The sequence below is a fragment of the Achromobacter sp. ACRQX genome (assembly GCF_022346505.1).
Classification (GTDB): domain Bacteria; phylum Pseudomonadota; class Gammaproteobacteria; order Burkholderiales; family Burkholderiaceae_B; genus Achromobacter; species Achromobacter animicus.
The window spans coordinates 34,179-57,571 of sequence record NZ_JAKRML010000007.1; the positions used below are offsets into that span (position 1 = coordinate 34,179).

General features: G+C 67.2%; 17 protein-coding genes. 9 read left to right on the forward strand and 8 right to left on the reverse strand.

The genetic code is table 11. The features are described 5' to 3' along the window. Positions 1-3: 3 nt before the first annotated feature. Both MHZ91_RS08680 and MHZ91_RS08685 read right to left on the reverse strand, forming a co-directional pair. On the reverse strand, positions 4-978 hold the full coding sequence (locus MHZ91_RS08680) for an ABC transporter permease (RefSeq protein WP_239213319.1): 975 nt from the start codon (positions 976-978) through the stop codon (positions 4-6). A 9-nt stretch (positions 979-987) separates the two neighbouring features. Beyond that, complete coding sequence (locus MHZ91_RS08685) at positions 988-2,592, reverse strand: ABC transporter substrate-binding protein (protein WP_239213321.1); 1,605 nt, start codon at positions 2,590-2,592, stop codon at positions 988-990. Positions 2,593-2,789: 197 nt separating this feature from the next. On the opposite strand from MHZ91_RS08685, the gene MHZ91_RS08690 reads away from it, so the two are divergent. The 5 genes from MHZ91_RS08690 to MHZ91_RS08710 are packed head-to-tail and all read left to right on the forward strand — an operon-like array spanning position 2,790 to position 7,626. Further along, positions 2,790-3,557 carry an endonuclease/exonuclease/phosphatase family protein gene (locus tag MHZ91_RS08690; RefSeq protein WP_175121567.1) on the forward strand — a complete coding sequence of 256 codons (768 nt, stop codon included), beginning with the start codon at positions 2,790-2,792 and terminating at the stop codon, positions 3,555-3,557. Beyond that, the gene (gene clsB / locus MHZ91_RS08695; protein ID WP_175121568.1) at positions 3,554-4,744 is read left to right on the forward strand and encodes a cardiolipin synthase ClsB; all 1,191 of its coding nucleotides are present in this window, start codon (positions 3,554-3,556) and stop codon (positions 4,742-4,744) included. Before MHZ91_RS08690 ends, clsB begins: the two co-directional genes overlap by 4 nt. Next, on the forward strand, positions 4,741-5,742 hold the full coding sequence (locus MHZ91_RS08700) for a lysylphosphatidylglycerol synthase domain-containing protein (protein WP_175121569.1): 1,002 nt from the start codon (positions 4,741-4,743) through the stop codon (positions 5,740-5,742). Before clsB ends, MHZ91_RS08700 begins: the two co-directional genes overlap by 4 nt. A gap of 8 nt (positions 5,743-5,750) precedes the next feature. Next, entirely contained in the window at positions 5,751-6,881 is a 1,131-nt protein-coding gene (locus MHZ91_RS08705; protein WP_175185296.1) for a DUF3182 family protein, read from the forward strand. Continuing rightward, on the forward strand, positions 6,868-7,626 hold the full coding sequence (locus tag MHZ91_RS08710) for a S9 family peptidase (protein WP_175121571.1): 759 nt from the start codon (positions 6,868-6,870) through the stop codon (positions 7,624-7,626). Before MHZ91_RS08705 ends, MHZ91_RS08710 begins: the two co-directional genes overlap by 14 nt. A gap of 37 nt (positions 7,627-7,663) precedes the next feature. On the opposite strand, the gene MHZ91_RS08715 is transcribed toward MHZ91_RS08710, so the two are convergent. From MHZ91_RS08715 to MHZ91_RS08740, 6 genes are all read right to left on the reverse strand, one after another. After that, the gene (locus MHZ91_RS08715) at positions 7,664-8,770 is read right to left on the reverse strand and encodes a DUF748 domain-containing protein (RefSeq protein WP_175121572.1); all 1,107 of its coding nucleotides are present in this window, start codon (positions 8,768-8,770) and stop codon (positions 7,664-7,666) included. A gap of 176 nt (positions 8,771-8,946) precedes the next feature. Continuing rightward, positions 8,947-9,630 carry a PIG-L family deacetylase gene (locus MHZ91_RS08720; RefSeq protein WP_239213323.1) on the reverse strand — a complete coding sequence of 228 codons (684 nt, stop codon included), beginning with the start codon at positions 9,628-9,630 and terminating at the stop codon, positions 8,947-8,949. Positions 9,631-9,667: 37 nt separating this feature from the next. Then, positions 9,668-10,096: a PRC-barrel domain-containing protein gene (locus MHZ91_RS08725; RefSeq protein WP_239213325.1), complete on the reverse strand. Its 429-nt coding sequence runs from the start codon at positions 10,094-10,096 to the stop codon at positions 9,668-9,670. A 213-nt stretch (positions 10,097-10,309) separates the two neighbouring features. Then, positions 10,310-10,651 (reverse strand): YqjD family protein, encoded by a 342-nt coding sequence (locus MHZ91_RS08730; RefSeq protein ID WP_175121575.1) that lies wholly within the window; start codon positions 10,649-10,651, stop codon positions 10,310-10,312. A gap of 88 nt (positions 10,652-10,739) precedes the next feature. Continuing rightward, on the reverse strand, positions 10,740-10,940 hold the full coding sequence (locus MHZ91_RS08735) for a hypothetical protein (RefSeq protein WP_175121576.1): 201 nt from the start codon (positions 10,938-10,940) through the stop codon (positions 10,740-10,742). Between the two features lie 40 nt (positions 10,941-10,980). Continuing rightward, positions 10,981-12,753, reverse strand: coding sequence for a thiamine pyrophosphate-requiring protein (locus tag MHZ91_RS08740; protein ID WP_239213327.1), 1,773 nt, complete (start codon positions 12,751-12,753; stop codon positions 10,981-10,983). A 286-nt stretch (positions 12,754-13,039) separates the two neighbouring features. Here MHZ91_RS08740 and glgA point away from each other — a divergent pair, with 286 nt between their 5' ends. Genes glgA through glgB form a run of 4 tightly spaced genes read left to right on the forward strand, consistent with a single transcriptional unit; the run spans position 13,040 to position 23,393 of the window. Continuing rightward, positions 13,040-14,608: a glycogen synthase GlgA gene (glgA, locus tag MHZ91_RS08745; protein ID WP_239213329.1), complete on the forward strand. Its 1,569-nt coding sequence runs from the start codon at positions 13,040-13,042 to the stop codon at positions 14,606-14,608. A 12-nt stretch (positions 14,609-14,620) separates the two neighbouring features. Beyond that, positions 14,621-17,818, forward strand: coding sequence for an alpha-1,4-glucan--maltose-1-phosphate maltosyltransferase (locus MHZ91_RS08750; RefSeq protein ID WP_239213331.1), 3,198 nt, complete (start codon positions 14,621-14,623; stop codon positions 17,816-17,818). A 17-nt stretch (positions 17,819-17,835) separates the two neighbouring features. Next, the gene (gene treS, locus MHZ91_RS08755; protein ID WP_239213333.1) at positions 17,836-21,192 is read left to right on the forward strand and encodes a maltose alpha-D-glucosyltransferase; all 3,357 of its coding nucleotides are present in this window, start codon (positions 17,836-17,838) and stop codon (positions 21,190-21,192) included. Beyond that, complete coding sequence (gene glgB, locus MHZ91_RS08760) at positions 21,189-23,393, forward strand: 1,4-alpha-glucan branching protein GlgB (protein ID WP_239213335.1); 2,205 nt, start codon at positions 21,189-21,191, stop codon at positions 23,391-23,393. The genes treS and glgB overlap by 4 nt, the downstream gene beginning before the upstream one ends.

Consider the following 23,393-nt stretch of genomic DNA (forward strand, 5'->3'; position numbering starts at 1 on the left):
GGTTCAGCTCCGGACAATGCGCGGGTCAAGCCGCGCATACAGCAGGTCGACGATGAAATTGATGGCGATCACCAGCAGCGCGGACACGAACACGATGCCCAGCAAGGTGTTCAGGTCGCGCTGCACGACAGATTCGTACGCCAGGCGGCCCAGGCCGGGCAAGGCGAAGACGCTTTCGACCACGACCGACCCGCCCAGCATGGTCCCGGCCTGCAGGCCCAGCAGCGTCACCATCGGCAGCAGCGCATTGCGCAGCATGTGCCGCGCCACGACTGCCGTTTCGCGCAGCCCCTTGGCGCGGGCGGTGCGGATGAAATCGTGCGAGGCCACTTCCAGCATGGATGCGCGCATGATGCGCAGGTAGATGGCCAGGAAGATCAGCGCCAGCGTCGCGGTGGGCAGAATCAGATGCCACGCGATGTCCAGGATGCGGGTCAGGCCCGTGTAGCCGGACGCAATGGTCTCGAACCCGCCGGCCGGCACCCAGTCCAGCCACACCGCGAACACAAAGATGCCCATCAGGCCGAACCAGAACGATGGCGTGGCGCAGAACACCAGCCCCAGCGTCGAGATCAGCCCGTCGGCCCAGCCGTTGACGCGCCGCGCCGCGATGACGCCCAGCGCCATGCCGCCCGCAAAGGCGAATGACAGCGCCGACCCCATCAGCAGCAGGGTCGCCGGCAGGCGCTCGGCGATCACGGCGGCCACCGGCTTGCCGTAGATGGCGGAATAACCCAGGTCCAGATGCGCCAGCCGCCACAGATAGTTGCCAAGGCGCGCGCTGGCCGACTCGTCCAGCTGGTAGTGCGAGCGCATGGCCGCAATGGTGGCGGGGTCGGCGCCACCAATCTGCGCCACCAGTGCGTCGACGGTATCGCCGGGCGCCAGCTGCAGCAGCAGGAACAGGCCCGCCAGGATGATCAGAAGCGCGGGCGCCGCCGCCAGAAGCCGCCGCACCGCAAGAGTCAGGAACCCCATGCTGCGGTCCTAGGCCGACAGCCAGGCGTCATGCCAATCGCTGGACGGCCACCGCGCATTGTTATGGCCGTTCTGCAGCTTCCGGCTCGCCACTGAATAAAACTGGCGTTCGGTCGCCATCCAGATGGGCAGTTCGTCGTTGACGGCCTGCACCCACTCGGCGTACAGCGCGCGGCGGCGGGCTGCGTCGATCTCAGACGCGGCGTCGTCGATCAGCTTGTCCACCTTGTCCGACTGCCAGCCGTACTGGTTTGTCCACGGCGCGCCCGCCGGGCTGCCCGATCGGTACCAGACCGTCGTGGACACCGCCGGGTCGCCGCGGTACTGGTGCCAGCCCGTGGCGATGTCGAAGTTGTGTTCCTTATAGACGGAAGACAGCGCGCCCGCGATGTCGTACTGCACGATCTCGACCTTGATGCCCACGGCTTCCAGCGACTGCTGGATGAAGGTCGCCAGCAGCGGCACGTCTTCGCCGTTCTGGATGGGCACCAGCTTCAGCGCGAAGCGCACGCCGCCGGCGCCGCGCTTGTACCCGGCCTCGTCCAGCAGCGCCTCGGCGCGCTTGACGTCAAACGGATACGGCGGCTTGCTGCCCGCCGGGAAGAAGGCCTCGGACGACGACGGAATGGGACCGGTGGCCGGCTCGCCCAGCCCATACAGGAAATTCTCGATGAAGAACTCGATGTCGATGGCGTGGACAATGGCGCGGCGCACGCGCACGTCGGCCAGTTCCTTGCGGCGGAAGTTGAATTCCAGCGTGTTGTTGAACACGTTGGCCTCCAGCCCCTTGCTGCGCACCTCGAACTGCGGGTTCTGCTTCAGGCGGTCCAGGTCGGCGAGCGTCAACTGCGAATAGGCGCTGAGCTGAAGCTGGCCGGTTTCCAGCGCGGCCGTGGCGGCCGACTTGTCCGTGATGATGCGCCAGACCACGCGGTCCAGATAAGGCTCGCCCTTGCGCCAGTAATTGGGGTTGCGCTCGGCAATGATGAACTGCCCGCGCTGGTACTGCACGAACTTGAACGGGCCCGTGCCGACCGGCGCGGTGTTTGCCGGGTTCTCCAGCACGTTGGTGCCTTCGTACAGATGGCGGGGGACCACATACCCCAGATCGGCCAGCGCGCGCAGCAACAGGTCCAGCGGCATCGGCCGGCTGTAGCGGAACACCGCCGTATGCGCGTCGGGCGTGTCGACTGCCTCCAGATAGAGCTGCAGGGCGGTGCCGAAATTCAGGTGTTTCTTCCACAGTTCCAGCGCGTTGTACTGGACATCAGCCGACGTAAACGGCTTGCCGTCGTGCCAGGTCACGCCTTCACGCAGCTTGAAGGTGATGGTCTTGCCGTCCGGGTCGGCGGTCCACTCGGTGGCAAGCTGCCCGACGGGTTTGCCGGCCGCATCCAGGTCCACGAGCGATTCGATGATCTTGCTGGTAACGATGTACACGCCGGTCGAGGCGCGCAGCGCCGGATTCAGGATCCGCTGCTCGGACCCAAGGTGCACGTTCAGCACGCCGCCATGACGCGGCGCGGCGGATTGCGCGAAGATCGACGTGGGAAATGCCATCGCGGCGGCAAGCGCCCCGGAAGACAACAGGAAATCGCGGCGGGTGGTGCGCATGTCGGACTCTGGTTCTGCCTGGTTGGAAGCTGCGGATCTTAGGCCTGCGCGACATGGCTTGAGAAATGCTGATTTCTCATTTGCTCATGCGTCCCCCCGTATCGCTGCCGACAGAACAAGTCGTGTCGTTTCACGTTTCGTTACCTGACAGGCACGCCACTTGCTCAAACCGACGGATCGCATCTGCCGGAGTTTTCATGCCCGCTTCGCATTCCCTCGACACCACGACGCTGACGGTGCTGACGGTCAATACCCACAAGGGCTTTACCAGTTTCAACCGCCGCTTCATGCTGCACGACCTGCGGGAGGCATTGCGCACCGCAAAGCCGGACGTGGTGTTCCTGCAGGAAGTCCTGGGTGAACATCAGACGCATGCCGGCCGCCACGAGTCATGGCCGGCGCAGTCCCAGTACGAGTTCCTGGCCGACACGTTGTGGACGGACTTTGCCTACGGCCAGAACGCCGTTTATCCGGAAGGCCACCATGGCAATGCCATCCTGTCGCGCTACCCGATCGAAAGTCACCACAACCACGACGTGAGCGTGGACGGCCACGAGGGGCGCGGTCTGCTGCACTGCGTGCTGCGGCCCCCTGCCCTCGCCTCACCCGTGCATGCGATATGCGTGCATCTGGGCCTGCTCGAGCGTCATCGCGGCGAGCAACTGCGCCGCTTGTGCAAGCTGGTGTCGAACGACGTGCCGGCCGACGACCCGCTGCTGATTGCCGGCGACTTCAACGACTGGCGGCTGCGCGCTGATGCCTTGATGCGCGAGTGCGGGACCTCGGAGGTATTCACCTCGCGGTTGGGCCGGCCCGCGCGGACGTTTCCCGCGCGCTGGCCGCTGCTGCGGCTGGACCGCATCTATGTGCGCAGCGTGCGTGACTGGCAGCCGGTGCCGCTGGCGTCCCGCGTGTGGTCTCGCCTTTCCGATCATGTGCCAATTTGCGCGGAGATTGCGCTATGAACCTGGGCTGGCGCGAAAACAACCGATACACGCTGCTGGAAAACGGCACGGAGTACTTTCCCGCGGTCGTCGAGGCCATTGACTCGGCGGCCAGCGAAGTGCTGGTGGAAACCTTCATCCTGTTCGACGACGTCGTCGGCAAAGAGATCCAGCAGGCCCTCATCCGCGCGGCGCGCCGGGGCGTCAGCGTCGACCTGCTGGTCGACGGTTACGGCTCTGACGAACTGAGCGAGGCCTTCATCGGCGCCATGACCGAGGCCGGCGTGCGCTTTCACGTCTTTGATCCGCGTCCGCGCTTTCTGGGGGTGCGCACGAACGTGTTCCGGCGCATGCACCGCAAGATCGTGGCCGTCGACCGCCAACGCTCCTTCATCGGCGGCATCAACTTTTCCGCGGACCACCTGCCCGATTACGGACCGGAAGCGAAACAGGACTACGCCGTTCTGGTGGAAGGCCCGCTGGCGGCCGACATTGCCGACTACGCGCGCGCGGCGCTCGGCAAGGGCAAGCGCGGGCTGCGGCGCCGTCCCGCGCGCATGGATCCCCTCCCTGCCGGCGACGGCGGGGGCCGGCTCGTGGTGCGCGACAACGTCAGCCATCGCAGCGACATTGAACGCTACTACCGCGCGGGCGTGCGCTCGGCACGCTCGGACGTGCTGATCGCCAATGCGTACTTCTTTCCCGGCTACCACCTGCTGCGCGATCTGGTGAAGGCCGCCCGCCGCGGGGTGCGCGTGCGTCTGCTGCTGCAGGGCGAACCCGACGTGCTGGTCGCCAGGCTAGCCGCCTCGATGCTCTATGACTACCTGATGGACAACGGCGTGGAGATCCACGAGTACTGCAAGCAGCCGCTGCACGGCAAGGTGGCGTGCGTGGACGAGGACTGGTCGACGATCGGCTCCAGCAATCTGGACCCCCTGAGTCTTGCGCTCAATCTGGAAGCCAACGTCGTGGTGCGCGACGCGTCGCTGAATGCGGCCCTGCGCAAGAGCCTGGACCGGCTGATTGCAGAGGACTGCCGCCCCGTCGAGATGCCCAAGAACTCCCGGCGCCGGTTGCGCCGCCTGTGGCTCGGGGTGGTGGTGTTCCACTTTCTGCGGCGCTTTCCCGCATGGGCCGGCAGCCTCCCGGCGCACAAGCCGCGCCTGCAGACCGTCACGGCGGACACCGGCAGGGAGACGGCATGAAGATCCTGCACTCGTCGCCCATGCGGGCCCTGCGGCGCCGCTGGCCGCGGATCAAGCGCATTCTGCCCGTGCTGGTCCTGATTGTGGTGGCCGGCCTGCTTTACTACTTCGGTCGGTCCGTGGACTGGCCGCAGGTGTGGGTGGCCATGCGCAAGATTCCCGGCCAGACCATTGCCATTGCGGCCGGCCTGGTGGTGGCGGGTTACCTTGCCTATGGCAGCCTGGACCTGCTCGGCAAAAAGTACACACGGCATCACCTGCCCGCGCCCAAGGCGCTGGGCGTGGCCATGTTGAGCTACGCGCTGAACCTGAACCTGGGCGTGCTGGTGGGCGGCCTGGGCGCCCGTCTGCGGCTGTACACCCGGCTGGGCTGCCGCAAGTCTGTGGCGACGCGCGTCGCCCTGTTTGCCGCGGCATCGAACTGGATCGGCTATGCGTGGCTGGCGGGCATCGTGTTCGCCTTGGGCGTGGTGCCGGTGCCGGCAGGCTGGGAAATCGGCTCCGGGATGTTGCGTCTGCTGGGTCTGGCCCTGCTGGCGTTCGGGATCGCCTACGTGGTGACATGCGCGAGGGCCAAGCGCCGCAGCGTCACCTGGATGGGCCACCACATCACCTTGCCGCGCGCCCGCATGGCGGTGGCGCAATGCGCCGTGGCCGCGCTGTCCTGGTCCCTGATGGGCGCCATCTGCTTTGTGCTGTTGCAGGGCAAGGCGAGCTACCCCGCGGTGCTCGGCATCCTGTTGTGCACCAGCTTCGCGTCAGTCATCACCCGCGTGCCCGGCGGCCTGGGCACCACCGAGGCCATCTTCGTGGCCGCGCTGGGTTCGCAGATTCCGCCCACCGAAGTGCTCGGCGCGGCGCTGGCGTACCGCGCGGTGTATGCGCTGGCGCCGTTGTGCCTGGCGCTGGTGGCCTATCCCCTGATCGAGCTGAAACTGGGCATGCGCAAACGCAAGGGAGAAGCCGCTCCCCCCGGTCAGGCTCGCCATCTGCCATGAGGCCCGCCATGAATCGACCCCAACCCGACTCAGCAGGCACCGTCGCCGCCTACCCCCGGCGAACCGGCGCGTCCGAACACGAAATTGCGTCGCAGGAGGCGCTGGCGTTGCGGATCGCGGCATTGCTGGGCCGGCGCTTCGTGCCGGACTTCCGGCCGACCCGCAATCGTGGCGAACCGCCGCCCTACTACGTGCCCGACCGCAGCATCACCAGCCTGGCCCGCGCGAACAAACTGGGCATCACGCGCGCGGCCGACTTGTTTGGCGGGGTGACGCCGCACGCCTTCGTGGCGACCAAATCCATCACCCATGGCGTCGTCGACGCGCAGGCGAAATCGCCGCAGGGCTGGGTGCGCCCGCTGGCCGGCGAGCTGGATGAGGTCGTGTTGCGCGGGTACACCGCGTTCACGCTGGACGATGCGCACCGCGCGGGCGAACGTCTGCTGCAGGCGGGCGCGCTGCGGCTCAAGCCGGCCGACGCCAACGCCGGGCGCGGCCAGGTCGTCGTGCGCAATGCGCAGGAACTGCGCGCTGCGCTGAACGGCCAGGACGCCGCCACCATGCGCCGGCTGGGGCTGGTGCTGGAAGAAGACCTGGCGCAGATCGCGACCTACAGTGTGGGCTGGATCCGCGTGGGCAAGCTGGAAGCGTCGTACGTGGGCACGCAAAGCCTCACCCGGGACAACAACGGCGAGCCGGTGTACGGCGGCTCGGCGCTGACATTCGCGCGCGGTGGGTTCGACGAACTGCGGGCGTTGAACCTGTCTGACGAGGAACGGCAGGCAGTGGACCTGAGCTGCCGTTACGACACGGCAGTGTCCACCGCGTATCCCGATTTTTTCGCGTCGCGCCGCAACTACGACGTGGCGATCGGCCAGAATGCCCGCGGCGAGCCCCGCGCGGGCGTGCTCGAGCAATCGTGGCGAGCCGGCGGCGCCAGCATCGCGGAGCTTTCCGCATTGCAGGCCTTCATGCTGTCCCCGTCGCTCAAGTCGGTGTCCGCCTTTACGCGCGAACGCTACGGCGCGGACGAACCGGCGCCCACCTCGGAACAATACGTGTATCGCGGCGAGGATTCCGCCGTGGGTATGATCACCAAATCGGGGGGCATCCTGGAGGACGACAATGGCCGCCTTTAGCGACCCAATCGACATCGAGGTGGCGGACCAGCGGCTGGCCGGCACCTTTCTCACGCCCGAAAGCAAGGTGCCGGGCGTGCTGTTCATTCACGGCTGGGGCGGCGACCAGAAATTCGACCTGGCCCGCGCCAAGGGCATCGCCGCGCTGGGCTGCGTCTGCCTCACGTTCGACCTGCGCGGCCATGCCGCCACTCAGGCGCAGCAGATGCAGGTCTCGCGCGACGACAACCTGCGCGACGTGATGGCCGCCTACGACCGGCTGGCAGCGCATCCGTCGCTGGACAGCGGCTCGGTGGCGGTGGTGGGCAGCAGCTACGGCGGCTACCTGGCCGCCATCCTGACCGGCCTGCGCCGCGTGCGCTGGCTGGGCCTGCACGTGCCCGCGCTGTACCGCGACGACGAATGGATGCTGCCCAAGAACCAGCTCAACCGCGAGACCCTTCGCGCCTACCGCAACTCCCACATCGAACCCGAAAGCAACCGCGCGCTGTCGTGTTGCGCCAACTTCACGGGCGATGTGCTGATCGTGGAGGCTGAGCACGATGTCTATATCCCGCACTCCACGATCATGAATTACCGGTCGGCGTTTCGCAGGTCGCATTCGCTGACGCACCGCATCCTGGACGGCGCGGACCATGCGCTGACCGACAAGGCCTCGCAGCAGGCCTACACCTCGATCCTGGTGAACTGGGTGACGGAGATGGTGATGGGCGCGCGGGTCGGCCGGGCGCGGCCTGTGCCGTAGCCGCGGCCGGCGGCAACGGCAAGCCGCGCGACGCCGATCAGGGCTTCGGGCTCAGCATGTCCGACAGCGCGTCGCCCAGTTCCTTGACGGCGCCCGCGACGCCTTCCGCCGCGCCTTCTGCCCCCACCCCGATGGCGTGCCCGAACCCGCGCGCCACCTGCGCGGAAAAGCCGCGCGTGACCGAGAACTTGGGGTTGTCCAGGCTGCCGGCCAGTGCGAATTCAAACCGGATGACTCCGCTCTTGTCCTTCATGGCCGCCAGCACCGCCTTGCGCGGCAATGAAAAGAGGCTGCCGTCGCCGCTGAACTTCAGGTTGTGCAACGCCACGGTGCCCGACGCCTTGAGTTCGCGGCGCGCGATGGCTGTCTTCATGTCCAGGTCCATGGAGCCGCCGGACAGCGAGCCCGCGCCGTTATCGGCCAGATAGGGCGCCGCATGGCGGATATCCATGTTGCGCACCGCCACCGTGATGTCGGCGTCCGCACCGCCCACCACCAGCTTGCCCTTTGCCCGCACGGTGGCCTCGCCGTTGCGGTTGTCTTCGACCTTGCCGGTGAATTCCAGGTCGCTGGCCGTGCCGTCGCCAGGTATCACGACGGGCTGCAGGTGAGCCTGCACGTCCTTGAACGGAATGCGATGCGGCGGCTTGGACACTGCGCCGTCCAGATAATCCAGGCGGCCATCGCGCAGGATGAGCTCGGCCACGCGGATGGGACCGTTGCGCCGGGTCTTGCCATCGCCGTCGCCGGCGCGCAGCGCCGCCTGCAACGCGGGAGAAATCTGCATGTCGCCGTCGGGATTGCGCACCACGGCGAAGTCGAAACCTTCGACGATGATCCGCTTGAACACGGCCTCGCGGCGCAGGAAAGCGGTCCATTCCGGTTCAAGTTCAACGCGCCGGGCACGCGCGCCGGGTTGCCCGGACGCGCCCGGCACGGCGACGTCTGTCAGCACCACCTGATGCAGGCCAACCTGCACGTTGCCGACCTGGCTACGCGGACCCAGCATGCTGGCGATGCGCTGCTCGACCACGCGGGTGGCGGCCAGCGCCAGTACCGCGATCACCGCGCCAATCAACAGCAAAATCGCCAGGGCGGTGCCCCAGCGTGACCGGCCTCGCGCGTCGGCTGCGTTCGAACTCATTATGGTTTCCGAAATTGTAGGGGACGTCGGCGCGAAAGCCGCCGCATGCCTTGCACCATAGCGAGGCGCGGCGGCCGGCGCAACCTGACCATCGTCCGGGATGCGCAATCGTTCATCAATGCTCGATAAGGATGAGACGGTTTGCGGCGCAAGGATGCCTCAATCCGTTCTACGCCTCAAACCTTGTCCCGCCGCCACGACAGGCGCCAATAGCGTTCGGGACGGAAGGCCGACGCGCCTGCCAGCGACAGGTCAGGCTGCGCGTCGAGCGGATCAAGCGCCAGGCTGCTGCGTGCGGCCAATGCGCGTTGCCGGGCGCGGCCGACGTCAACCTCCGGCCCGACATCCAGCGGCGAGGCCAGGATCCTGCGGCCCAGCAAATCGGCCAGGCGTTGCTGGACGGCCCCCGGCTCGGCCTCCGCGACCTCTTCGTAGGTCACCCACTCCACGCGGTGGAACAGCGCGCGCAGGGTCAGGCAAGCCTCGGACACGCGCACGTGCGCGGCACTGCACAGCCCAAGCGGCATCAGAACGACACGCGGCCGCAGGGCGGACACTGCCGCGGCCAATGCGCCCGTCAGGCGCCCCTCCTCGCCGCTTTCCAGATACTCGTCGTGCAGCAAATCCATCTGCACGCCCCGCACGCCAAGCAGCGACAAGGCGCGATCGTTGCGGGCCCGGCGGTCAAGAACGGCCTGCCGGCCGTTCTTGACACCGCAGTCGCGGTCCGCCGCGTTGTTCGCTTCGGCCACCAACGGCAAGCCGGAGTACACCGTCAGAACGGTGCTGTCCGGACGCGCGGCGAGCAGCCCCGCACAACTGACGACAGCGTCGTTGAAGCAGGAAGAAACCGCGACCACTCTGCCTTCTCGAAGCATCCCGTCCTCGCTGTCCGGCTTACCAGTACGGGGGTTGGTTGTAGTACTGATGGATGCCGCGCGCCCAGGTCTCGTCCGCCATGCTGGGCCAATTGTCCTTGTCGAACCCCTCCGCGTTCTTGAGCACGTCCTTGTCCACATTCAGCACGAAGCATTTGCGGTCGGTATCCAACGTCAGCGCGCTCCACGGAATGGCGTACAGCTTGTCGCCGATGCCAAGGATGCCGCCGCGCGACAGCACGGCATACGCAATGCGGCCGCGTGGCACGTCCACCATGATTTCCTGAATGCTGCCCAGCGTTTCGCCGGCGGGGTTGTACACGTCGTTGCCTTCCAGCGTGCTGGCCGCCATGACTTCCGGTCCGGGTCCGCTTGGATCGCTCTTCGGGCCGCCCACGATCTTGGTTTCACCTTGCGCCTGGCCGGTGCCCGTCAATGGTTGGTTCATGGTGAGTCTCCTTCGATGAATGGTCCGCGTGGCGAACGGCTCGCCACGCGGACCACCATCAAGCAAGCCGTGTGCCAAAGCCGCAGACTCCCGCCTGCCTGGGACCGGCGCCCGAAGCAGCGGCATTTTTTACATTCGTCCCCACAAAAATGCCGGAGCCGGCCCTGCACTGCGCAGACCCGGCCCCGGCGGTGGCGTTGCGCCCGGCGGGCGTTACCGGCGCTTGCCGTGATCCGACATCATGCAGATGCCGGCCAGTACGCCCAGCAGCACCGCGCCTGCGATGCTCTTCCAGGCGTTTTCATGCACGTAGTCGTCCGTCGCGTGCGATACCTCGCGTGCCCGCGACCACGCAGCGCGTTCCCAGCCTCGTGCCTGATCGCGCGCGGCGTCCAGCCGCTGCTTGAGCTTGTCGCGCGCGGATTCGATTTCGGATCCGCTGTAGCTGGCAGTGCTGCGCAGCAGATCCTCGGTGCCCGAAATCAGGTCACGCATCGTTTGCGAAGACGTGTCCGACGAGTGAAACATATCGCGCAGCCTATCTCGCTTGTTCATGAGTTCTCCTTGAAAAACTGCGGGTCGCTCCCCCCGCGGCACGGCGCACGCGGAGCGCGGCCCGCAGGCCGCATGCCTTGCAGGACCGTCACAGATGGTCGATGCCCGGCGTCTGCTGCGGGTCCAGACCCGGCATGGGATTCGGAATGCTGTCGGGAGGCCAGTTGCCTTTCTCGTCCTTGCCCGTTTCCGGGACATCCGGCTTGGGTTGTTCGGCGGGCGAATGGTCGGGCGTTTGCTGACCGCCCTGCCCGGGCTGTTGGGAACTCGTCCCTCCGGTATTTGCCATGATGTGCCTCCTGAAATGAAAAGATCGTCGGGCCGGCGTGTCAGCCCGCCCACCATTGCTTGATCGTGGCGCGAAGCGCGGCGCCGCCCGAGGCGGCATCTTCCTTGCGCAATGCCTTGAAGTACGCGCCGATCTGTTTGGCCGGAATGTGCGGGGGCAACGGCGGCATCTCGGGATCGGTCACCATCTCCAGCACCACCGGACGTCCTGCTGTCAGGGCGCGGTCCCACGCGGGGCCCACGTCGTCGGGGCTGTCGACCCGGATGCCTTCAAGGCCCAGCATCCGGCCATACTCCGCATACGAAAACTTGGGCAGCCACTGCGAATCCGGAAAACGCGGATCGCCGCCCATCACCCGCTGCTCCCACGTCACCAGGTTCAGGTCACCGTTGTTCAGCACCATGACGACCAGCGTGGGGTTGCTCCAGTCCTTCCAGCGATGGGCGATAGTGATCAGTTCGTTGATGCCCAGCATCTGCATGGCGCCGTCGCCCACCAGCGCGATGACCGGCCTGTCGGGATAGGCCTCCTTCGCCGCGATGGCGTACGGCACGCCGCAACCCATCGTGGCCAGCCCGCCCGACACCGATCCCATCATGCCCGCCTGAATGTCGACGTTGCGTGCGTACCAGTTTGCGGCCGAGCCCGAATCGCACGTCAGGATGGTCTGCGGCGGCAGCCGCTTGGACAGCTCCAGGAACGGCCGCTGGGGATTGATCGGTTTGGCGTCGACCATGGCGCGGGCATGCACCGTCTCGCGCCAGGCGGACACCTGCTTTTCTATCCGGTCACGCCAGCGGCGCGCTTTCTTGGGTTCTAGCAGCGGAATCAACGCCTCCAGCGTCAGCCGGCTATCACCCACCAGGCCGATTTCGACGGGATAGCGCAGACTGAGCTTGCGCCCGTCGAGGTCGATCTGCACCGCGCGCGCCTGGCCTTCCTGGGGCAGGAATTCCGCATACGGGAACGACGTCCCCACCATCAGTAGCGTGTCGCACTCGTTCATCATGTCCCAGCTGGGCTGCGTGCCCAGCAGGCCGATGGCGCCCGTCACGTAAGGCAGGCTGTCCGGCAGCACGGCCTTGCCGAGCAGCGCCTTGGCCACGCCCGCGCCCAGCAGTTCGGCGACCTGGCTGACCTGCTCGCCCGCCTGCAGCGCGCCGGCCCCGACCAGGATCGCCACCTTTTCGCCGCGATTCAGGATGTCGGCGACGTTGCGCAGCGCGTCCGGCCCCGGCACGGCGGCGTGGGATGTGATGCCGATGCCCGTGTGCACCGTGCCGTGCTCGCGCGGCGGCACCGGCACGGCCGGCAGATCCTGCACGTCGTTCGGAAAGATGACGCAGGTGACGCTGCGGCGCTCCAGGGCGATGCGCATGGCGCGATCCACCATGTGACGCGCCTGCTCGGCGGTCGTCGCCATCTGCACGTAGTCGTGCGCGACATCCTTGAACAGGCTGATCAGGTCGACCTCCTGCTGGTAGTCGCCGCCCAGTGCGCTGCGCGCCTGCTGCCCGACCAGCGCAACTACCGGCTGGTGATCCAGCTTGGCGTCGTACAGACCATTGAGCAGGTGGATGGCGCCCGGCCCCGACGTCGCCAGGCACACCCCCACCTGACCGGTGAACTTTGCGTGCGCGCAGGCCATGAATGCCGCGCTTTCCTCGTGACGGGCCTGTATGAATTCCAGCGGCTCCTCGGTGCGGCCGAAGGCGCCGATGAGCCCGTTGATGCCATCGCCGGGGTAACCGTACACCTTGCGCACCCCCCATTGCGACAGCCGCTTCAACACGAAGTCCGACACTGTTTCCATACATTTCTCCCGGCGGTCGTCCTTGAAAGCGACTGCATTCAGCAACCCCCGTTCCTGGCCCCGATGGGAATTTGGGAGGGCGTGCGCAGCTAAAAATTACAAAGCGCTCGGGCGATAAGCGTTGCGCGCGCCGCCTGTCCATCATTTGGATGACAGGTATTTCTGCTGCATTGCGCAATTTTTAGTGCGGGCCACGGTTTGGGCACAGCGCTTGCGTAAGGAGAGGCCTCGGCGTAATCGCGATCGAGTCGCAACTGTCTCGACCGGCCTATCAACTGGAGCAAGCATGGCAAAGACGAGAATCCTGATCGTGGCGGGAGAAGCTTTCCCTCTGGCCAAAACAGGCGGCCTGGGGGATGCGATAACGGGGATGGCGCGCGCGCTGATCGAGGCGCGAATGCCCCTGAGCGTGATGTTGCCCGGGTATCGGGGCGTAAAAGCCAAGCTGAACCGAGTCCGCCAGGTTGCCACGCTGCAGGACCTGCCGGGCGGCCCGGCCGCGCTGCTGGAAGGCAAGTGCCCGCAGTCCGGCATCGACTACCTGATTCTGGAAAACGATGCCCTGTATGACCGCGGCGGCCTGTATGTCGACGAGCACGGCAAGGAACATCCGGACAATGGACTGCGCTACGCGGCGCTGGCGCACGCTGCCGTGCGCGTGGCGGCCGGCCTGCCGGGCGTCATGCGCCCCACACTGGTGCACGCGCACGATTGGCACGCCGGTCTGGTGCCGCTGCTGCTCCGCGCCGCAGACCTGCCGGACGTCAAAAGCGTGATGACCATTCACAACCTCGCGTTCCAGGGCCTGTTCCCGATGGCCCACGCGGACGAATTCGGGGTGCCGGAATGGGCCCGCAACGATGACGGGGCGCAGGCCTGGGGCCAGCTCAATTTCCTGAAGGCTGGCATCCGCTACGCCGACCGCGTGACGACGGTCAGCCACACGTACGCCCGCGAGATCATGACCCCCGCATTCGGGTGCGGCCTGGACGAGCTGTTGCGCAGCCGTGCGGACGACCTGTTGCCGATTCCGAACGGCATCGACGACGTGCTGTGGAATCCTGCGCGTGATCCGTACCTGCGCAGCCATCGCTATTCCGTCCGCGACCTGACCAACAAGATCCACTGCAAGGCCGCGCTGCAGCGCGAATTCGGCTTGCGCCCGGATCCGGGCGCGACGCTGATGGGCATGGGCAACCGCCTGACCGAACAGAAAATGGCAGACGTCGCCGTGCATGCGCTGCCGGAAGCCCTGGACCGCCACCCCAACCTGCAGATTGCAATCCTGGGCCAGGGTGACCATCGGCTTGAAGAAGCGTTGCAGGACATCGCCCGGCGCTACCCGGGGCGCTGCAGCACCCACATCGGCTACGACGAGGGCATCGCCCATCGCCTGCACGCGGGGTCCGACATCTTGCTGCACGCCAGCCGCTTCGAGCCATTCGGCCTGACGCCGCTCTACGCCATGCGCTATGGCACGCTGCCCATCGGGTCGCGCGTCGGCGGCATGGCTGACACCATCCAGGACCCGGGCCCGCGCGCGCCGCTGTCGGCCATGTCATCGGCCACCGGCCTGCTCTTCGAAGGCGACTCGCCGCAGGCCATGAGCGCCGCCATCGAGCGCGCGATCGATCTGCGCGCGCACGGCATTCTGTGGCGGCTGATGCAGCGCAACGCGATGAACACCGACTTCGGCTGGCGCGCCGCCGTCAGCCTGTACGCCAGCCTGTACCGGTCGCTGGTGGAGCCGAACTACCGCGATGCGGCGCCCGCCCCTGCCTTGCAGCCGGCCAGCGTTTCCGCCGTCAACCGCCGCCAGCCGCGCACAGGTGGCGCCATGCCAGCCGCCATCTAAGGAGCGACACCGGTGTCCCATCCCGCCGTCCCCGCGCCGTCCCGCGCCCCGATACGTCTTTATCACGCCCGCAACGGCCTGCCGGACGGCGAAGCCGCCGTCCAGGCGCTGAGCAAACGGCTTGCCCAACGCGGCTTCAACGCCGTGCTGGTGCCGGCCCCCTGGCTGACTGGGCCGCAGCCGGGTTCGCTGGCCGCGCAGGACGCCGACACGGCGATGCGGGATGGGCAGGCAACGCCGATCATCGAGTGGTACACGCAGGCCTCGGCGCAATTGTCGGCGCATGGATTGGCGCTGTTCGTGGATGTGATTCTGGACCGCAGCGCGCGCAATGCCGTGGCGGCAACCGCCGCGCCGGCCTGGTACCGCTCGCTGCACGAAGAACCCGCGCGCGATCCGCGGCTGACGCAGGAAGAGCGGGGGGTGCTGCATTTGCCCGAAGGCGCCCTGCCCCCCGGATTTCTGACCGCGTGGACGGAACGTCTGCTGGGCTGGGCCCGTAGCGGCGTGAAAGGGCTGGTTTTCCAGGCGCCCCACCGCTTGCCGGCAGAGGCTTGGCGTGAGTTGGGCGGCGCGCTGCGTGCACAGAATCCCGACGTGCGGCTGCTGGCGTGGACACCCGGTCTGTCGCCCGCGGATCTGGCGGCCTTGCGCGACGCGTCGTTCGACGCGGCGTTCTCGTCGCTGCCGTGGTGGGACTTCAAGTCTTCATGGCTGGCCGAAGAAGACGCGCGGCTGCGCGCCATCGGCGAGGTCATCGCGGCGCCGCCGCAGTCCGGTGCGCTGCGCCCAACGGAGGACGGCAGACGCGCCATCTGGAGCGCGGCCGTCACCGGCGATGGCTTGATGCTGACGGACGAGGACGAACGGCGGCTGCCGGATGTGGAAACGGTGAACGCCTGGTTTGCCGGACCGCGGCTGAAGGGGCCACTGTGCATGCTGGGCGGCCGCGATGGCAGTTGCACGGCGCTGCTGCGCGACGCGGGCGACGGCGCCACGCTGGCGCTGGCGATCAACCCCTCGGCCACCCAGGATGCGGCGATGGACTGGGACGCGCTGGCGCCTATGCTGCCGCCGGCAGATCTCGTGCCGTTCACCCCGCCCACCGGTCTGCAGAATCAGGCCAACGATCTGGCGGGCGGCGAGTGCGCGATGCTGATGTTCCAGCCGACGCAGCCGGTGCGCGACGCCGTGCGCCATCACCGCACCCGGGCCGATGATCTGGCCAACCAGCGCGTCGCGCTGGAGAACATCAGTCCGGCCGTCGATGGCGGGGCCTATCCCGTCAAGACCATTCCGCACGCGCGCATCGTCGTGCAGGCCGACATCTTCATGGACGGCCACGATCAGCTGGCCGCTGAAGTGCGCTGGCGCGCCAAGGACGAGGCCCGTTGGCACACCGTGCCCATGACGCGCGGCCTGAACGACCGCTGGGAGGCCGCCTTCCGGCCGCGCCGCATCGGCGCGCATGAATTCGTCGTCGCCGCCTGGTTCGACGCGTGGCACACATTCACGCATGACATCGAGGTCAAGCACCAGGCCGGCCGCGACCTGAGCCTGGAAGTGCACGAGGGCCTGGCGCTGCTGCGGGATGCCCTGGCGCGGGCGCAGGCGGGCTCACCCGCCGGCGCTGACGCAGAGCCGGTGCGCGAGGCGCTGGCCGCCTTTGCGGACGCCGACCTGGGCAACCCCGTTCCGCCGACGGCCGAGCAAGTCGCCGTGCTGCTCGATCCCGCGCTGGCGCGGGCGATGCACGAACTGGACGACCATCCGTTTGAAGCCGTCACCGCCATTGCCTACCCGGTCTGGGTGGACCGCGTCCAGGCTTGCCATTCAAGCTGGTACGAGCTGTTTCCGCGATCGCAAGCCGCCGAACCCGGGCGCCACGGCACCTTCGACGACGTGATCGCGCGGCTGCCCGACGTGCGCGAGATGGGCTTCGACGTGCTGTACATGCCGCCCATCCATCCGATCGGCCATCGCAACCGCAAGGGGCGCAACAACAGCCTGCGCGCCGAGCCCGGCGACGTGGGCAGTCCTTACGCCATCGGCGCGCAAAGTGGCGGGCACGACGCGATCGAGCCCGCGCTGGGTACGCTCACGGAGTTCCTGAACCTGGTGGATGCCGCCGCGCAGCACGGCATGGAGATCGCGCTGGACTTTGCCATCCAATGCTCGCCGGACCACCCGTGGCTGGCCCAGCATCCGGACTGGTTCTCGTGGCGGCCCGACGGATCGCTGCGCTACGCCGAGAATCCGCCCAAAAAGTACGAGGACATTGTCAACGTGTCCTTCTATGGCGGGCAGAATCGCCGCGGACGCAAGCTGGGCCTGTGGCGCGCGCTGCGCGACGTGGTGCTGTTCTGGGTGAACCATGGCGTTCGCATCTTCCGCGTCGACAATCCCCACACCAAGCCGCTGCCGTTCTGGCAGTGGCTGATCTGCGAGGTCCAGGCCAAGCACCCGGACGTCATCTTTCTGTCCGAGGCCTTCACGCGCCCGAAGATGATGTACCGCCTGGCGAAGATCGGCTTCACGCAGTCGTACACCTACTTCACGTGGCGCAACGAGCGGGCCGAACTGGAAGCCTATCTGCAGGAGATCTCGTCGCCGCCCGCGGCCGACTTCTTCCGGCCGCATTTCTTTGTGAACACGCCGGACATCAACCCGTTCTTCCTGCAGACCTCGGGACGCCCAGGCTTTCTGATCCGCTCGGCGCTGGCCGCGCTGGGGTCGGGCCTGTGGGGCGTCTATAGCGGCTTCGAGCTTTGCGAAGGCGCGGCGCTGCCGGGCAAGGAAGAGTATCTGGACTCCGAAAAATACGAGCTGCGCCAACGCGACTGGCACGCGCCGGGCAACATCCGCGCCGAAATCACACGCCTGAACCAGATCCGCCGCGCCAATCCGGCGTTGCAGACGCATCGCGGCCTGACGCTGACCACCAGCACCAACAACCGTGTGCTCGCGTTCTACAAGTCCACGCCGGGCCACGGCAACGTGGTGCTGGCCGTCATCAGCCTGGATCCGTTCCAGGCGCAGCAGACGCGGGTCGAGGCGCCGTTCTGGCTGTTCGGCGAGGCCGATGCCGGCCAGCTGTCCGCCGAAGACCTGCTGACTGAAACCCGCGAGACCTGGCACGAGAAGCACCGCACGCTGACGCTGACCCCCGACCAACCTTATCGCGTGTGGCGGCTTTCGCTGCACGGATGAAGCCCGCGCCCAACGCCATGATGAGTAAATCCCAACCCATTCAGGACGATCCCCTCTGGTACAAGGACGCCGTCATCTACCAGTTGCACGTCAAATCCTTTTTTGACTCGAACGGCGACGGCGTCGGCGACCTGCCAGGCCTGATCTCCAAGCTGGACTACATCGCCAGCCTGGGGGTCAACACCATCTGGCTGTTGCCCTTCTACCCCTCGCCGCGCCGCGACGACGGCTACGACATCGCCGACTACCGCGGCGTGCATCCGGACTACGGCACCATTGCCGACGTGCGCAAGCTGATCCGGGCCGCGCACGCGCGCGGCCTGCGCATCATCACCGAGCTCGTGGTCAACCATACGTCGGACCAGCACCCGTGGTTTCAACGGGCGCGCGCGGCCAAGCCCGGTTCGGCGGCGCGCAATTTCTATGTGTGGTCCGACAACGACAAGGCTTATGCCGGCACGCGCATCATCTTCTGCGACACCGAAAAGTCGAACTGGACCTGGGACCCGGTGGCCAACGCCTATTTCTGGCACCGCTTCTATTCGCATCAGCCCGACCTGAACTACGACAACCCGCAGGTGCTCAAGGAAGTGCTGTCCGTCATGCGCTATTGGCTGGACATGGGCGTGGATGGTTTGCGCCTGGACGCGGTGCCCTACCTGGTCGAGCGCGAAGGCACCAACAACGAGAACCTGCCCGAGACGCACGACGTGCTCAAGCAGATCCGCGCGGTGATCGAGGCCGAGTATCCGGGCCGCCTGCTGCTGGCCGAAGCCAACCAGTGGCCCGAAGACGCGCAGGAGTATTTCGGCGCGGGCGACGAATGCCACATGTCCTTCCACTTTCCGCTGATGCCGCGGATGTACATGGCGATCGCGCAGGAAGACCGCTTTCCGATCACCGACATCATCCGCCAGACGCCCGACATTCCGCCCACCTGCCAATGGGCCATCTTCCTGCGCAACCACGACGAGTTGACGCTGGAAATGGTGACCAGCCGCGAACGCGATTACCTGTGGAATGTCTATGCCGCGGAGCCGCGCGCCCGGATCAACCTGGGCATCCGCCGCCGCCTGGCGCCGCTGCTCGAGCGTGACCGCCGCCGCGTCGAACTGATGAACAGCCTGCTGCTGTCGATGCCCGGCACGCCGGTGCTGTATTACGGCGACGAACTGGGCATGGGCGACAACGTGCATCTGGGCGACCGCGATGGTGTACGCACGCCGATGCAATGGTCGCCGGACCGCAATGGCGGTTTCTCTCGCGCCGATCCGGAGCGCCTGCCGCTGCCGGTGTTGATGGGCCCCTTGTACGGTTACGAGGCCGTCAACGTCGAGGCGCAGCAGCGCGACCCGCATTCACTGCTGAACTGGACGCGCCGCCTGCTGGCGCAACGCGGCCAAAGCCATGCCTTCGGGCGCGGCACGCTGCGTTTCATCTTTGCCGGCAACCGCAAGATCCTGGCCTACCTGCGGCAATGGGAAGACACCACGATCCTGTGCGTCGCCAACCTGTCGAACGCGGCGCAGCCGGTCGAGCTTCACATGCAGGAGTTCAATGGCCGGGTGCCGGTGGAGATGCTGGGCGGCACGCCCTTCCCCGCCATCGGTGAACTGCCTTACCTGCTGACGTTGCCGCCCTACGGCTTTTACTGGATGGACCTCAGCCAGGACGCCGCGCCGCCCGGATGGCATGCGACGGCGCCCGAACAGATGCCCGAACTGATCACGCTGGTGCTCAAGACGCGCGGTGGCGCGGCGCTGACCGATGCGTCGCGCGCCACGCTGGAACGTGAAATCCTGCCGCAGTATCTGGCGCGCCAGCGCTGGTTTCCCGGCTCCGAACCGCCCTCTCGTGCGCGCCTGGCCTACGCCACCCCGTTCGAATCGGCGGACGGCGAATACTACTGGGCCGAGATCGAGCCCGAGGACGGCGCCAAGGGTATCCGTGCGCAGGCGCCCTTCGTGCTGGTCTGGGACGAAACCGCCGTCATCCAGTACGCGATTGCCCGCGTGCGCCGCGGCGCCGAGGTCGGTGTGCTGGCCGACGCCTTCCTGCAGCCGGGGTTCGTGCGCAGCACGCTCAAGGCCATGCAGGCCGGTGCGGAGCTGGACGGACGCAGCGGCGGCAAGCCGGGCGACAAGCCGGGCGTGATCCGCTTCCTGCCCGAGGCCGGCCTGAAAGACATGGACTTCGATGGCGACGTGGACATGCATTGGTTGTCGGGCGAACAGTCCAACAGCTCGGTCATCGTCGGCAACCAAGTCATCCTGAAGATCATCCGCAGCGTGCAGCCGGGCCTGTCTCCGGAATCGGAAATGACGCGCTACCTGACCCGCGCGGGCTACGGCAACATTCCGCCGCTGCTGGGCGAAGTGCAGCGCATGGACGCCGACGGGATCGTGCATACCTTGGCGGTGGCGCACGGCTACGTGCCCAACGAGGGCGATGCCTGGAGCTGGACGCTGGACTTCCTGAAGCGCACGCTGGCCAACGCGCTGCTGGTGGGGACGTCGCCCGAGGAGTACGAGGAAACGCTGCAGGGCTACGCGGTGATGGCCGCAACCATCGGCGAGCGCCTGGGCCAGATGCACACGGTGCTGGCGGCGCCCACCGATGACGCCGGCTTCCTGTCGCGCCCGGCCAGCGAAGCCGACGCCGAGGCCCGGGCCGAACAGGTGCGCGCGCTGCTGGACCGCGCCGAAAAGAACCTGCGGACCGCGCTGGACAAGCTGGAAGAGCCGTCGCGCGCCTGCGCCGAATGGTTCTTCGAGCATCACGCGCGCCTGGCCGAGCGGGTGTCCGCCATGGCGCAGGCCGAAGCCGGGTCGCCCTGGCTGCGCATCCATGGCGACTTCCACCTGGGCCAGGTGCTGGTCGCGCAGACGGACGCGTACCTCATCGACTTCGAGGGCGAACCGATCAGCAGCCTGGAGGCGCGGCGCGCGCTGGCCTCGCCGTACAAGGACGTGGCCGGCATGCTGCGCTCGTTCGACTACGCGGCGGCATCCATTGCGCGCACCGACCTCATCGGCGGCGCGCATCTGGACGCCAACGCGGGCGCGGACGAGGTGCCGGCGCCGACCGTTGCGCCGGCCGAACAACGCGACGCACTTTTGTCGCGGTTCCGGCAGCAGGCGTGCGCCGCCTTCCTGCAGGGTTACCGCGGCGCGCGCGGTGGAGACCTGGCCGACGGCGCGGACCGCGAGAACACGCTGCTGACGCTGGCGCAGCTTGAAAAGGCCGCCTACGAAGTCAGCTACGAAGCCGCCCACCGTCCGGACTGGATCTCGATTCCGCTGTGCGCCCTGACCGAACTGGCGCGCAGCGTCCTGCTTTCCGCCGCCATCGACGCTGAAGGAAAAACGCCATGAGCGGAGCTCAAACCTCTTCGCCCTCCGCCGATGTGGCGGAGGGTCATATCAACCCGCAGGAACTCACCGCGCTGGCCCACGGGCTGCATGACAATCCGTTCGGCGTGCTGGGCCCGCAGAACGGCTGGCTGCGCGTCTTCGTGCCCGGCGCCTCAAAGGTGGCGGTCCTGGATCCGGACGGCGAACGCACGGCATTGACGGAGCAGGCGCAAGGTCTGTTCATCGGCCGCGTGCCCTACGCGCAGGCGGGTGACGGGTCGTCGTACCGCCTGGCGATCCAATGGCCGGCGGCCGAGCAGATCACCGCGGACCCGTACGCCTTCGGCGCGCTGCTCGACGACACCACGCTGCAACGGCTGGCGCAAGGCGCCTGGCGCGAGGCCGGCGAGGCGCTGGGCGCGCATCTGGTCGAAGTCGACGGCGTCAGCGGCCTGCGCTGCGCGGTCTGGGCGCCCAACGCCCGACGCGTCGCCGTGGCGGGCGACTTCAACGGCTGGGACGCCCGCCGCCATGGCATGCGGCTGCGCCATGCGGCAGGCGTCTGGGAGATCTTCATTCCGGGCGTGCGGCCTGGCGAACGCTACAAGTTCGCGATCACCGACCGCAACGGCAACCAGTTCATGAAGGCCGATCCGATGGCGCGGCGCAGCGAGATGGCGCCGGCCACGGCTTCGATCGTGGACGACCCCGCGCCCTACACTTGGTCCGATGAAGACTGGATGCAGGGACGCGGCGCGCGTCAGTCGCCCGATGCCCCCATCTCCATTTACGAAGTCCACGCCGGGTCCTGGGCAGGCTGCGAGTCTGGCGTCTGCGGCTGGGACCAGATGGCCGACAAGCTGCCCGGCTACGCCCGCGCCATGGGGTTCACGCATCTTGAACTGATGCCGATCATGGAGCATCCGTTCGGCGGCTCGTGGGGCTATCAGCCCCTGGGCATGTTTGCGCCGACCGCGCGCTACGGCCCGCCCGAGGCCTTCGCGCGTTTCATCGACCGCTGCCACGCGGCAGGCATCGGCGTGATTCTGGATTGGGTGCCCGCCCACTTCCCGGACGATGCGCACGGGCTGGCCGCCTTCGACGGCACCTCGCTCTATGAATACGAGGACCCGCGCGAAGGCTATCACCCCGACTGGCACACCATGGTCTACAACCTGGGCCGCAACGAGGTGAAGGCCTTCATGATCGCCAGCGCGATGCATTGGCTGCGGCGTTTTCATATCGACGGGCTGCGGGTGGACGCCGTGGCGTCGATGCTCTACCGCGACTACAGCCGTCAGCCTGGTGAATGGATCCCCAACCGCTATGGCGGCCGCGAAAACCTGGAAGCCGTCCAATTCCTGCAGGAGTTGAACGACACGGTGCGCGCCGAGGTGCCGGACGCGATCATGGTGGCCGAGGAATCGACCGCGTGGCCGGGCGTGACCGCGCCCGTGTCGGAAGGCGGCCTGGGGTTTCACTACAAATGGAACATGGGCTGGATGCACGACACGCTGCGCTATCTGTCGCAGGATCCCATCCATCGCCGCTACCACCACCACGACATCACGTTCGGCATGGTGTATGCCTTCAGCGAGCGCTTCATCCTGCCGCTGTCGCATGACGAAGTGGTGCACGGCAAGGGTTCGCTGCTGGGCAAGATGCCCGGCGACATGCAGACCCGGCTGGCCAATCTGCGCGCGTACTACGGCTTCATGTGGGCGCACCCCGGCAAGAAGCTGCTGTTCATGGGCGGCGAACTGGCCCAGCCCGCCGAATGGAACCACGACGCCACGCTGAACTGGAACCTGCTGGATCACGCAGGCCACCTGGGCATTCAGCGCCTGGTGGCCGACCTGAACCGGCTGTATCGCGACGTGCCGGCGCTGCACGCGCGGGATGCGGACCCGTCAGGTTTCGCGTGGACGATCCTGGACGATCAGGACAACAGCGTCGTCGCCTTCCTGCGCACCGACGGCCAGCAGCAGATGCTGGTGGTGTCGAACTTCACGCCGGTCACCCGGCACGATTACCGCATTGGCGTTCCGCGCGCCGGCCGCTGGGCCGAACGGCTGAACACCGATGCGTCCCACTACGGCGGGTCCGGCCAGGGCAACCAGGGCGGGGCTCACACCGGCGACATGGCTGCCCATGGGCAGCCGCAGGCCCTGTCGCTCACCCTGCCGCCTCTCTCGACCCTCTTCCTGATGCACGAAGGCTGA